At 33.4% G+C, this 12,549-nt stretch carries 12 protein-coding genes and 1 pseudogene; 9 read left to right on the top strand and 4 right to left on the bottom strand.

The window, feature by feature from the left end; all coding sequences use genetic code 11:
* On the bottom strand, positions 1-1,626 hold a 1,626-nt coding region (gene recJ, locus QZ260_RS12315), incomplete at its 3' end, for a single-stranded-DNA-specific exonuclease RecJ (protein ID WP_295986685.1).
* A 131-nt stretch (positions 1,627-1,757) separates the two neighbouring features.
* The gene (locus tag QZ260_RS12310) at positions 1,758-2,186 is read right to left on the bottom strand and encodes an OsmC family protein (protein ID WP_295986683.1); all 429 of its coding nucleotides are present in this window, start codon (positions 2,184-2,186) and stop codon (positions 1,758-1,760) included.
* A gap of 60 nt (positions 2,187-2,246) precedes the next feature.
* Between QZ260_RS12310 and QZ260_RS12305 the strand changes: the two genes are divergently transcribed.
* Complete coding sequence (locus tag QZ260_RS12305) at positions 2,247-2,837, top strand: carboxymuconolactone decarboxylase family protein (RefSeq protein ID WP_295986681.1); 591 nt, start codon at positions 2,247-2,249, stop codon at positions 2,835-2,837.
* Positions 2,838-2,997: 160 nt separating this feature from the next.
* On the opposite strand, the gene rsmI is transcribed toward QZ260_RS12305, so the two are convergent.
* Positions 2,998-3,669 (bottom strand): 16S rRNA (cytidine(1402)-2'-O)-methyltransferase, encoded by a 672-nt coding sequence (rsmI, locus tag QZ260_RS12300; RefSeq protein WP_295986678.1) that lies wholly within the window; start codon positions 3,667-3,669, stop codon positions 2,998-3,000.
* Between the two features lie 106 nt (positions 3,670-3,775).
* Positions 3,776-4,519: a hypothetical protein gene (locus QZ260_RS12295; protein ID WP_295986675.1), complete on the bottom strand. Its 744-nt coding sequence runs from the start codon at positions 4,517-4,519 to the stop codon at positions 3,776-3,778.
* A gap of 267 nt (positions 4,520-4,786) precedes the next feature.
* On the opposite strand from QZ260_RS12295, the gene QZ260_RS12290 reads away from it, so the two are divergent.
* The 8 genes and pseudogenes from QZ260_RS12290 (at position 4,787) to QZ260_RS12255 (ending at position 12,548) form a co-directional block, all read left to right on the top strand.
* Positions 4,787-5,434: a thymidine kinase gene (locus tag QZ260_RS12290; protein ID WP_295986673.1), complete on the top strand. Its 648-nt coding sequence runs from the start codon at positions 4,787-4,789 to the stop codon at positions 5,432-5,434.
* The gene (gene alr / locus QZ260_RS12285) at positions 5,427-6,533 is read left to right on the top strand and encodes an alanine racemase (protein WP_295986670.1); all 1,107 of its coding nucleotides are present in this window, start codon (positions 5,427-5,429) and stop codon (positions 6,531-6,533) included. The genes QZ260_RS12290 and alr overlap by 8 nt, the downstream gene beginning before the upstream one ends.
* Positions 6,534-6,611: 78 nt before the next feature.
* Positions 6,612-7,016, top strand: coding sequence for a large conductance mechanosensitive channel protein MscL (gene mscL / locus QZ260_RS12280; protein ID WP_295986666.1), 405 nt, complete (start codon positions 6,612-6,614; stop codon positions 7,014-7,016).
* Between the two features lie 134 nt (positions 7,017-7,150).
* Positions 7,151-8,140 (top strand): aspartate-semialdehyde dehydrogenase, encoded by a 990-nt coding sequence (locus tag QZ260_RS12275; protein ID WP_295986663.1) that lies wholly within the window; start codon positions 7,151-7,153, stop codon positions 8,138-8,140.
* A gap of 19 nt (positions 8,141-8,159) precedes the next feature.
* Positions 8,160-8,930: a glycosyltransferase gene (locus tag QZ260_RS12270; RefSeq protein WP_295986661.1), complete on the top strand. Its 771-nt coding sequence runs from the start codon at positions 8,160-8,162 to the stop codon at positions 8,928-8,930.
* Between the two features lie 194 nt (positions 8,931-9,124).
* Positions 9,125-9,310, top strand: a pseudogene (locus tag QZ260_RS12265) (Asd/ArgC dimerization domain-containing protein); the annotation flags it as partial.
* Between the two features lie 88 nt (positions 9,311-9,398).
* Positions 9,399-11,564 carry a prolyl oligopeptidase family serine peptidase gene (locus QZ260_RS12260; RefSeq protein ID WP_295986659.1) on the top strand — a complete coding sequence of 722 codons (2,166 nt, stop codon included), beginning with the start codon at positions 9,399-9,401 and terminating at the stop codon, positions 11,562-11,564.
* A gap of 72 nt (positions 11,565-11,636) precedes the next feature.
* Positions 11,637-12,548, top strand: coding sequence for an ABC transporter ATP-binding protein (locus QZ260_RS12255; RefSeq protein WP_295986656.1), 912 nt, complete (start codon positions 11,637-11,639; stop codon positions 12,546-12,548).
* Position 12,549: the final 1 nt, after the last annotated feature.

The following is a 12,549-nucleotide window of genomic DNA, read 5'->3' as shown; positions in this document are numbered from 1 at the left end:
ATATGCAGCTCTAAATGGTTTACCTTCAGAAATCACATCAAATTTATCACCCATACTAAAACCAATACTTACTATCCTACTTGATGATTCTGGCTGAGTAACCGTTAGTCGTAAATGGGTTTTATCTGCACCAACGCACTTACCATAGCCTGTATCTATTAAGTTTTCAGTCATAAAAACAGGTGTCATATTACTTGGTCCGTAAGGCGCAAACTGTTTTAATATTCTGTGAAACTTAGGAGTAATGTCTTTTAAGTCTATTTGGGCATCAATCTTAATTTCTGGTGTCAGGAGATTTCTATCTATTGTTCTTGAAACTTCATTTTCAAAAGCTTGCTTAAACGCTTCGTAATTTTTTTCTTCAAGAGTTAAACCTGCCGCATATTTATGTCCTCCAAATTGCTCAATATGTTCTTTACAATTTTCCAAGGCATTGTAAATATCAAAACCTCTAATAGAACGTGCTGAAGCCGCTAATTTATGACCACTTTTTGTAAATACTAATGTAGGTCTGTAATAGGTTTCTGTTAATCTAGAAGCCACAATACCTATAACACCTTTATGCCAATCTTCTTGATAAACAACAGTAGTAAGGCGGTTCTGTTCTTTTTGTTCTTCAATTTGCTTAAGTGCCTCCTCGGTAATTTGCTTATCTGTTTCTCGTCTGTCTAAATTATAGTCATTAATTTCAGAAGCATATTTTTTAGCCATATCTGGCTCTTCTTCAGTTAATAAAGTTACTGCATAATTGCCATGTTTCATGCGTCCTGCAGCATTTATTCTTGGTGCAACAATAAAAACAACATCGGTAATCGTTAATTCAGTTTTTTCAACCTGATCTAAAATAGCTTTTATTCCAGATCTAGGATTGGTATTTATAACCATTAAACCAAAATAAGCTAGCACTCTATTTTCACCATCTATAGGAACAATATCTGCCCCTATTGCCGTTGCTACCAAATCTAAATACAGCGATAAATCATTAGCCGTTTTACCCTCTTTTGAAGCTAAAGCTTGTACCAATTTAAACCCAACACCACAACCACACAACTCTTTAAAAGGGTACTCACAATCTTCTCGCTTAGGATCTAAAACCGCAGCTGCTTCTGGAATTTTGTCCCCAGGCCTGTGATGGTCGCAAATAATAAAATCGATGCCTGTTTTTTTTGCGTATGCTACTTTTTCAATAGCCTTAATACCACAATCTAACGCAATAATTAATGAAAACCCGTTTTCTAAAGCGAAGTTTATCCCTTTATAGGAAATGCCGTAACCTTCGTCATATCTATTTGGAATGTACGTGTAAACTAAATTATGCTTTGTTTTTAAATACGAAGACATTAAGGCAACCGAAGTGGTTCCATCAACATCATAATCACCATAAACAAGAATACTTTCTTTGTTAGCAATTGCTTTTTCAATTCGTGCTACAGCCTTATCCATATCTTTCATTAAGAATGGATCGTGTAAATCTTCTAATCTGGGTCTGAAAAATGTTTTAGCCTCCTCGTACGTTTCAATACCTCTTTGCACCAACATCGTAGCTATTGCAGAGTCTACTTGAAGTGCTTTTTGTAAAGCATCAACTTTATCGGTAACAGGTTTAGGTTTTAAAGTCCAACGCATAAAGAGAATGAAAATTTATGATAAAAGTTTAACGAACTTTATTGTCCTTTATTTCAAGTATTTATATTTATGATTTTTCTACGGTCATATGTATCTTCCCTTTAGTAATCATATTTGGTATTGGCTTTTCGTTATAGAAGTTTCTTATGAAAATGTGTTTCTATTTTTAATTCTGAAAACTGACGAAACATTTCCATAACACCACAATATTTTTCAATTGATAAATCAACGGCCTTTTGAAGCTTTTTTTCGTTTAAATCATCCCCATAAAAGTGAAAATGCATTGCTACTTTATCGTAATATTTTGGATGTACTTCAGTTAAATTTGCTTCCGTTTCAATTTTAAATTCATCAACATGTAACTTCATTTTTTTTATTAATGCTGCCACATCTAAACCCGAGCACCCTGCTAAACCAGATAACATTAATGCTTTAGGGCGATAGCCTTCATCCTTTCCTCCATTTTCTTCTCCTGCATCAATAAATAAGTTGTGTCCGGACGGATTTGTACTTTCAAATCTCATGTCGCCTAACCATTTTGTAGTAACCTGAACTGCCATTATTCTGAATTATTTTTTGTTTCTTGTAGGTAGCAAAAATACTACTTAAAAAATAAAAATATGCCTTTAGTAAGACCATTATCTGCCGACCACAATTTAGAGACCCAAGAACTTGCTGCCTTTTTTAATGAAACCTTAGGCTTTTGCCCTAACTCGGTGTTGACGATGCAACATCGCCCGGCAATAAGTAAGGCCTTTATTAATTTAAACAAGGCCGTTATGGCTAATGAAGGTAGAGTAACATCAGCTCTAAAACGCATGATAGCTTGGGTGTCTAGCAACTCAACGGGGTGCAGATATTGTCAGGCACATGCTATTCGAGCTGCAGAACGTTATGGCGCAGAACAAGAGCAACTGGATAATATTTGGGAATATAGAACGCATCCAGCTTTTAGTGAAGCAGAACGTGCGGCATTAGATTTTTCTTTACTAGCTAGTCAAGTACCAAATGGTGTTGATGAGACAATTAAAAAACGTTTATATGAACATTGGAATGAAGGCGAAATTGTTGAAATGCTTGGAGTTATTTCTCTTTTTGGATATTTAAATAGATGGAATGATAGCATGGGAACATCTATTGAAGGTGGTGCTGTTGAAAGTGGCGACCAATATTTAGGAAAACATGGTTGGGAGAAAGGAAAGCATATTTAAATCGTTAACATTTTAAAACCCTTCGATTCTAGATAATATAGATTGAAACCTTTCAAGAAATGGAAAGGTTTTTTAATGTAACTGTTGATTATTTATTTGCTGTAGAATAATAAAAACCTGAACACTCGAACTGACTAATGATTTAATTCCCATTATGGGCTTATTTTTTTCCTCCAACAATAATAACAATTTCGCCCTTAGGTGCTTTATTTGTGTAGTGTTCTAAAACGGTTTTAGCTGTTCCCCGAATGGTTTCTTCAAATAATTTAGTGAGTTCTCTGGAAACAGATACTTGTCTATTCTCCCCAAAATATTCACAAAAATGCCCTAAAGTTTTTACTAGTTTATGTGGGCTTTCGTAAAAAATCATGGTTCTGGTTTCTTCAGCTAATAGCAACAGTCGAGTTTGCCTGCCTTTCTTTACGGGTAAAAAGCCTTCAAAAATAAATTTATCGTTAGGTAAACCCGAATTTACTAATGCAGGCACAAATGCAGTAGCTCCCGGTAAACAGTCTACTTCAATACCATTTTCGATACACGCGCGCGATAGCAAAAATCCAGGGTCTGAAATTGCTGGTGTTCCTGCATCGCTTATTAGAGCTACCGACGTTCCACTTTTTAATTTTTGAATGATATTTTCAACAGTTTTATGCTCGTTATGCATGTGATGCGACTGCATATGGGTTGAAATCTCGTAATGTTTTAGAAGTTTCCCTGAAGTTCTAGTGTCTTCTGCTAGAATTAAATCGACGTCTTTTAGAACTTCAATAGCTCTAAATGTGATGTCTTTTAAATTTCCAATAGGTGTTGGAACGATATAAAGTTTACTCATGTGTTAGTGATTGCAGTGGTTAGCTCTTGGTAAGCCAAGTATCGAGCCAAAACTATGAAAAGAAAAGCACGACCACGTCCTTTTTTGTAGTGGTAATGGACAAATTTTAAATAAATTTTGATTCTATAATTTCCATAAAACGGTCTTCAAACTCTTCTTTACCAGCCCAATTGTTATAATCTGGTTTTACCAAATTATCTAGAAATAGTTTAGCCTCGTCAAGAGAAATGGAGGTGTTTAATTGCGACAATACACGATCATAATCTTCGCTTTTATCATTAAATAGATGCTTTATAAAGGCAATTTTATCATTAAGTCCTATGTTGAATCCACCTATTTTAAGCTGATCATTTAAAGATTTTTTACCATTAGAAACCCCATTCTGTGATTTAGAAATGGGTTCAAAAATTGGCATATCTTCAAATCCAGCAGTAATATCCTCTAAGTCATGTTTCTTTATAGGAGTTTTGGGTATGGCCTCTTCAAAAACGGTTTCAATTTCTTCAGTCTCTTCTGGCATATGCGCCACCATATCTTTAATCTTGTTCATTACGGGCTCCATAATATAATCATCTTCAATGGCATCAAGATTAATATATATTTTGTCTTCAACCTCAATATTATCACTAACCCTATTATTGAAGGCGCTATCTAACATATTAAAAAACGAAGAATCACTGCCTATTGTTGGTAGGTCCCCTTCAAAATTTTCATGTGCAAATTTCAATACGGATAGCTTCTCGTAGAGCAAAGAAACTTCGGCATGCATTTTAGTAACATCTTCCTTCCCCTTTAATTTAAGAATTCTATGTGCTATACTGACGAGTTCAGATTCAAGCTTCTTCTTCATTATTTATAAATTTTAAATTATTGCTCTTTAGGCTTTTGATTTTTAATAAATTTACGTCACCTTTATACAAACGATAAATTGCTTTGTTTAATGAACTCATTTAAACTTTTTTTATTGGCTAAAAATTGCTCTTTTGCATCCATTTTTTGTCTTTTTTTCCTTCCGTAGCGATGCTATGCAACTCAAAAAAGCCTTTAACTAGCTACAAAATGACAAATTTTAGCTTCAATCAAAAAGTTTAAATAAGTTCAATGTTAAAATTACGAAATGTTTCTTGAAAATACAGTAAATCAGAAAGAACAATTTGGATGGATTGAAGTTATCTGCGGCTCCATGTTTTCCGGAAAAACCGAAGAACTCATCCGTAGGCTTAAGCGTGCGCAATTTGCAAAACAAAAAGTTGAAATTTTTAAACCTGCTATTGATGTGCGTTATGACGAGGGTATGGTAGTCTCTCATGATGCTAATGAAATACGCTCAACACCCGTTCCTGCTGCTGCCAATATTCCTATTCTAGCTGATGGTTGTGATGTGGTTGGTATTGATGAAGCGCAATTTTTTGATGATGAAATTGTACGTGTATGTAACGATTTAGCAAATAAAGGTGTTCGCGTAATTGTTGCTGGTTTGGACATGGATTTTAAAGGCAATCCCTTTGGGCCTATGCCTAGCTTAATGGCAACGGCAGAGTATGTAACTAAAGTGCATGCTGTTTGTACCAGAACAGGGAATTTAGCGCAATATAGCTACAGAAAAAACCAAAACGACAATCTTGTTTTACTTGGAGAAGTTAATGAATACGAACCCTTAAGTAGAGCAGCATATTATAAAGCAATGCTTCGCGATAAGGTAAGGGTCATGAAGGTTAATGAAGCCGAAGAGGTGAAAACTAAACACAAAGATTCCAATGCCTAAAGCGCAAGAAACTGTGCTTGAAATTGATTTAAAAGCACTTAAACACAACTTTGAGTATCTTAAATCTAAGTTACAACCTAGCACTAAATTTTTGGCTGTAGTAAAAGCTTTTGCCTATGGCAGTGATGCTATTGAAATTGCTAGTTATCTACAAAATTTAAGCGTTGATTATTTTGCTGTTGCTTACACTAATGAAGGTATTGCACTTCGAGAAGCTGGTATTACCAAACCCATTTTGGTGCTACATCCGCAAACAGTAAATTTTAAAGCACTTATAGCAAATTGTTTAGAGCCCAGTATTTATAATTCTAAAATTCTGAATGAATTTGTTACTATCGCTTCTGCAGAAAAACAATCCGACTATCCCATTCATGTTAAATTTAATACTGGATTAAATCGATTAGGGTTTTCTGAAAATGAGGTCGATTCTATAATCTCTAAATTAAAAGTAAGTAATGCTGTAAAAGTAAAATCTATTTTTTCGCATTTGGCAGCAAGTGAAGATTTAGATGAAAAGGCATTTACTTTAAATCAGATTGAAACTTTTAAAAATATTACTGAAAATTTCACGAGACAGGTCGGCTACAAACCGATTCTTCATATGAGTAATACATCAAGTGTTTTAAATTACCCTGAGGCTCATTTTGATATGGTTAGGTGTGGTATTGGTTTATACGGTTTTGGGAATTCTGATAAAGAAAACAAACATTTAAAACCTATCGCAACATTAAAAACGATTATTTCTCAAATTCACACTATTGAACAAGGTGACTCTGTTGGCTATAATCGTGCCTTTAAAAGTGATGCGTTATTAAGAACAGCGACACTTCCTGTTGGTCATGCTGATGGCATTGGTAGACAATACGGAAATGGCAAAGGCTTTGTAACTATAAATGGTGCAAAAGCCCAAATTATTGGAAATGTTTGTATGGATATGATTATGGTTGATATTACCAATATTGATTGTAAAGAAGGAGATGAAGTAATTGTTTTTGGAAAAAACCATACTGCAAATACATTTTCTGCTACTGCAAATACAATATCTTACGAAATTATTACCGCTATATCACAACGGGTAAAGAGGCTGATTCTAAATTAATCAAATAAATTTTTTAACATATGTGTGACTTTTTTACGTAAATTGTGTCTAAATTGTACTAACTAAAAATTTAATATTATGTTAAAAGAGTTTAAGAATTTTATTATGACAGGCAATGTAATCGACTTTGCCGTTGCTGTAATTATGGCAGGAGCCCTAGGCGCTGTGATTAAAGGATTTGTAAATAATATTGCAATGCCTTTTATTGGTTATTTTGCAGGTGGAATGGATTTCGCAGAACTTCACATTACCATGGACGGAAAAGAGTATGCTACTGTTGCAGCTGCCAAAGAAGCTGGAGCCGCTGTAATTTCTTATGGTGCCTGGATTAATACAATTATCAATCTTATCATCGTTGGTTTTGTAATGTTCATGATAGTTAAAGCATATAACAAAACTAAAAAACCTGTTGAAGCTCCAGCTCCTGCTGGTCCTTCTCCAGAAGATTTACTTGGTGAAATCAGAGATTTGTTAAAAAAATAACAAACTGTTAAATAAATAACTTTGTGTTATTTGTTGTTAAAAAGCCCTCATTTTTTAAAAATGAGGGCTTTTTTTAGATTTTAAAATGTAATTAATACCTAGTTTTGCTAAAGAAATTTATTAAACAAAAAAATATGAAAGTAGCTGTTGTTGGTGCCACTGGAATGGTTGGCGAAGTGATGCTAAAAGTTCTTTCAGAGCGCAACTTTCCTGTAACAGAATTAATACCTGTTGCTTCCGAGCGTTCAGTTGGAAAAATATTAACCTACAAAGGAACCGATTATAAAGTCGTTGGTTTAGAAACAGCTATTTCTATGAAACCAGATATTGCTTTATTTTCTGCGGGAGGAGATACATCATTAGAATGGGCTCCTAAATTTGCTGAAGCTGGTACTACTGTGATTGATAATTCTTCAGCTTGGAGAATGGATCCTACCAAAAAATTAGTAGTTCCAGAAATAAATGCTAGCGAACTAACTACAGAAGATAAAATTATAGCAAACCCTAATTGTTCTACCATTCAATTAGTAATGGCTTTAAATCCGCTTCACAAAAAATATAAAATGAAGCGTGTTGTGGTTTCAACATACCAATCCGTTTCTGGAACAGGTATTAAAGCAGTCCGCCAGCTCGAAAATGAAATCGCAGGTGTTAAAGGCGAAATGGCTTACCCTTATCCTATTGGAAGAAATGCATTACCACATTGTGATGTTTTTGAAGACAATGGATACACCAAGGAAGAAATGAAATTAGCCAGAGAACCTCAAAAAATCATGAATGATAGAACATTTTCGATATCGGCAACTGCCGTTAGGATACCTACTGCTGGTGGACATTCGGAGTCTGTAAATGTTGAATTTGAAAATGATTTTAATTTAGCTGATATTCGTAAATTATTACATGAAACTCCAGGGGTTGTGGTCCAAGACAACACAGACACAAACACTTATCCAATGCCTATTTTTGCACATGATAAAGATGAGGTATTTGTGGGACGTATTAGAAGAGATGAAACGCAACCAAACACTTTAAATATGTGGATTGTTGCCGATAACCTTCGAAAAGGCGCCGCAACCAACACGATTCAAATAGCTGAATATTTAATCGATAATAATTTGGTTTAAATGTTTTAAAAATTTAAATATGATTCCTAAAATAATCCATTTTTGTTGGCTAAGTACCGATGAATATCCTAAACTTATAAAAAAATGTATTGAATCTTGGAAAGTTAAATTACCTGATTATGAATTTATTCTTTGGGATACTAATAGATTTAACGTAGAAACAACTATTTGGACACAACAGGCCTATAAAAGCAAAAAATACGCATTTGTATCAGATTATATAAGATTACTAGCGGTTTATAAATACGGTGGGATTTATTTAGACACAGACGTCGAAGTTTTAAAAAATTTTGATGACCTCCTTAATTTGCCATATTTTATTGGTAGTCAATATGATAGTCTTATTGAAGCGGCTGTTTTTGGTGCTAAAAAAAATTCTGACTGGGTACTAGATTGTATCAATTATTATGATAATCGCCGGTTTATAAAACAAGATGGCGATTTTGACATGCTTGTTTTACCTATAATAATGCAATCTCAGATTGAGAGAAATAAAAAAATAATTCAACTAAAATTTAATGAAGTAAAAAACATTTCTAATTTAGTTGAAAATAAAAATTCGTTCTTTTTATATCCCTCTGAATATTTTAGTCCTAAAAATCATCAAACAGGTAAAATATTTAGATCAAAAAAAACATATACAATACATCATTACAATAATGCTTGGATGTCATTTCTATCTATTCAAAGATTAAAATTGATACACCTAATTGGATTAGGTAAAACTGAAAAAATTATTGATATATTAAAAATAAGACGACTTATAGCAATATTCAAAAGAGATAAATAGTATTTATTTTAATTAATAAACTAATCAATTTGAATTGCTCAATATTTTATTGTTTTAAGAAATATATTTAAATGCTTATTTCGGCGTTCAAGTCGAAGACCCTGACCGTTATTCGGAATACCTAATATATAGCATTAGGGTTTTGTAAAATTTGAATAAGACACTTTTAGGGTTGTGGTCCAATACAACACAGGTCAAACACTTATCTAATGCCTATTTTTGCACATGATAAAGGTGAGGTTTTTATTGGACGTATTAGAAGAGATGAAACGCAACCAAATACGTTAAATATGTGGATTGTTGCCGATAACCTTCGAAAAGGCGCCGCAACCAATACGATTCAAATAGCTGAAGATTTAATCGAAAATAATTTAGTGTAGATTTGATCTTAGATTATATTACTAAACTCCTGTATTTATTATACAGGAGTTTTTTGTTTACTTTTGATAAATTCAAAATTCATCAATCATGAAAAAAATTACAACCACACTTCTATGCGTGGCAATTTTAATGGCTTGTACAGAAGAAAAACAAAAAACAAACAATATTACTGTGAATTACCCAGAAACTAAAACCGTAGACACTGTAGATACATATTTTGATATAAAGATTAAAGATCCTTATCGTTGGCTAGAAGACGACAGAAGTGAAGATACCGAAGCTTGGGTTGAAGCTCAAAACAACGCTACTTTTGGGTATTTAGACAACATCCCATATCGTGAAGAACTTAAAAAGCGATTATCAAAATTATGGAATTATGAAAAAATAGGAGCCCCATTTAAAGAAGGTGATTATTCCTATTTCTATAAAAACAATGGGCTTCAAAACCAATATGTTATCTATCGATATAAAACGGGAGAAGACCCTAATACCGGAACTATTTTTTTAGATCCTAATACTTTTAAGGAAGATGGCACCATTTCTCTTGGGGGCGCAAGTTTTTCAAAAAACGGTAAAATTTTAGCCTATTCCATTTCTGAAGGCGGAAGCGATTGGAGAAAAGTATTGATTATGAACACTGAAAGTAAAGACATTATTGAAGACACACTTGTTGACATCAAATTTAGCGGTATGTCTTGGTATAAAAACGAGGGGTTCTATTATTCCAGTTATGACAAACCAAACGGCAGTGAACTTTCTGCTAAAACAGATCAGCACAAAGTTTACTATCATAAATTAGGAACACCACAAAAAAATGATCTAGTAATTTATGGAGGAACACCTAGTGAAAAACACCGTTATATATATGGAACTGTAACAGAAGACAATCGTTACTTGTTAATTTCACCTAAAGTTTCCACATCAGGAAATAAGTTATACATTAAAGACCTCACAAAACCAAACAGTAAATTAGTCACCATCATGGAGCATACAGAAAGTGACTCTTATGTGATTGATAATGAAGGAAGTAAGTTATTTATAGTAACAAATTTAAATGCACCAAATAAAAAAATTGTTACAGTTGATGCATCAAACCCTACTCCTGAAAATTGGGTTGATTTTATTCCTGAAACTGAAAACGTATTAGTCCCTTCAGTAGGTGGAGGCTCTTTTTTTGCAGAGTATATGGTAGATGCTGTTTCAAAAGTTTTACAGTACGATTACAAGGGTGAACTAATAAGAGAAGTTAAATTACCAGGATTTGGTAGCGCTGGAGGATTTGGAACAAAAAAAGAAGAAACAGAGTTATACTATTCATTTACAAACTATAAAACTCCAGGAAATATTTTTAAGTACGATATTGAAAATGGTACTTCTGAATTGTTTCATAAATCTAATATAGATTTCAACCCAGAAGATTATGAAAGTAATCAAGTATTTTATACTTCTAAAGACGGGACAAAAGTGCCTATGATTATTACGCATAAAAAAGGCTTAGAACTAAATGGTAAAAATCCAACTATTCTTTATGGTTATGGTGGATTCAATATTAGTTTAACACCTAATTTTAGTATTTCAAATGCTATATGGATGGAACAAGGTGGTATTCTAGCCGTTCCTAACCTGCGTGGCGGAGGCGAGTATGGTAAAGCATGGCACAAAGCAGGAACAAAATTGCAAAAGCAAAATGTATTTGATGATTTTATCGCTGCTGCGGAATATTTATTTGGTAACAATTATACCACATCAGATTTTTTAGCTTTAAGAGGTGGTTCTAACGGCGGTTTACTAGTTGGTGCCACTATGACTCAACGTCCTGATTTAGCCAAAGTAGCTTTGCCCGCGGTAGGTGTTTTAGATATGCTGCGTTACCACACCTTTACATCTGGAGCAGGTTGGGCGTATGATTATGGAACTTCCGAAGACGATAAAGACATGTTTGAATACTTAAAAGGGTATTCGCCAGTACATAATGTTAAAGAGGGTATTGAATACCCTGCAACATTAATAACGACTGGAGACCATGACGATCGAGTTGTACCTGCACACAGTTTTAAATTTGCAGCCGAATTACAAAGTAAACAAGCAGGCAAAAATCCAACTTTAATACGTATTGAAACCGATGGTGGTCATGGAGCAGGAACACCTGTAAGTAAAATTATTGAGCAATATGTAGATATTTACTGCTTTACACTTTACAATATGGGGTTTGAAGTTTTACCATCAAAAGCCAATGAAAAAATAAAAGGATAAAATCATTATCCATATACTTAAAATACGCTTCTACTTTAGAAGCGTATTTTTTTGTACTATTTTTGCGATGCTATGTTAAATGTAAAAAACCTTACTTTTTCTTATGATAAAACACCAGTTTTAAAGAATATTTCTTTTAAGGCAAAACCGAGTGAAAATATTGCCATTATTGGAGAAAGTGGTTCCGGAAAAAGCACCTTATTGAAAATTTTATATGGTGAATATGATTTAATTGAAGGGCATGTTTTTTGGAAAGATGAAGAAATCTTGGGTCCAAAATATAACTTGGTTGTTGGTCATGATTTTATGAAGTACGTCGCACAAGAATTTGACTTGATGCCCTTTATAACTGTTGAGGAAAATATAGGAAAGTTTCTTTCAAATTTTTATCCAGAAGAAAAACAACGTCGTACTGCAGAATTACTTGAAGTTGTTGAGCTCACCAAATTTGCGAAAATTAAAGTTAAAACCTTAAGTGGTGGTCAAAAACAACGTGTGGCGTTAGCTAGGGCTTTAGCCAAACAACCTGAAATTATTTTGTTAGATGAGCCTTTTAGCCATATTGATAATTTTAAAAAACAAAGTCTTCGCAGAAGTGTTTTTAAATATTTAAAAGATGAAAATATCACCTGTATAGTAGCGACTCACGACAAAGACGATGTGCTAGGTTTCGCAGACCGTATGATTGTTTTAAACCAAAAACAAATCGCTATAAACAACTTACCAGAAACACTTTATAAAAACCCCACAACCCCTTTAATTGCATCTTTTTTTGGTGAATTCAATATTATAAATAACGAAATAGTTTATGCAAATCAGTTAAAAATTGTTAAGCGTTCTAAATTAGAAGCGGTTGTTAAGCATTCTTATTTTAAAGGACCCTATTATTTAGTTGAAGCTGTTTTAGATGGCAATGTTTTGTTTTTTGAAAATCAATTTAAATTGGAGAAAAATGCAATAGTTTACATTGATATTTTCAAATAAA

The sequence above is a fragment of the uncultured Algibacter sp. genome, assembly GCF_905480415.1.
Classification (GTDB): domain Bacteria; phylum Bacteroidota; class Bacteroidia; order Flavobacteriales; family Flavobacteriaceae; genus Algibacter_B.
The sequence above is the reverse complement of the archived record's forward strand: the minus strand, read 5'-3'. Positions and strand labels throughout refer to the sequence as shown.

Bases quoted from the DNA above. Each gene is read 5' to 3' on its own strand.
- alr (WP_295986670.1), top strand. From the start codon at position 5,427: ATGCCTAAAGCGCAAGAAACTGTGCTTGAAATTGATTTAAAAGCACTT.
- QZ260_RS12275 (WP_295986663.1), top strand. From the start codon at position 7,151: ATGAAAGTAGCTGTTGTTGGTGCCACTGGAATGGTTGGCGAAGTGATG.
- mscL (WP_295986666.1), top strand. From the start codon at position 6,612: ATGTTAAAAGAGTTTAAGAATTTTATTATGACAGGCAATGTAATCGAC.
- QZ260_RS12290 (WP_295986673.1), top strand. From the start codon at position 4,787: ATGTTTCTTGAAAATACAGTAAATCAGAAAGAACAATTTGGATGGATT.
- QZ260_RS12295 (WP_295986675.1), bottom strand. From the start codon at position 4,519: ATGAAGAAGAAGCTTGAATCTGAACTCGTCAGTATAGCACATAGAATT.
- QZ260_RS12260 (WP_295986659.1), top strand. From the start codon at position 9,399: ATGAAAAAAATTACAACCACACTTCTATGCGTGGCAATTTTAATGGCT.
- QZ260_RS12255 (WP_295986656.1), top strand. From the start codon at position 11,637: ATGTTAAATGTAAAAAACCTTACTTTTTCTTATGATAAAACACCAGTT.
- QZ260_RS12305 (WP_295986681.1), top strand. From the start codon at position 2,247: ATGCCTTTAGTAAGACCATTATCTGCCGACCACAATTTAGAGACCCAA.
- rsmI (WP_295986678.1), bottom strand. From the start codon at position 3,669: ATGAGTAAACTTTATATCGTTCCAACACCTATTGGAAATTTAAAAGAC.
- QZ260_RS12310 (WP_295986683.1), bottom strand. From the start codon at position 2,186: ATGGCAGTTCAGGTTACTACAAAATGGTTAGGCGACATGAGATTTGAA.
- QZ260_RS12270 (WP_295986661.1), top strand. From the start codon at position 8,160: ATGATTCCTAAAATAATCCATTTTTGTTGGCTAAGTACCGATGAATAT.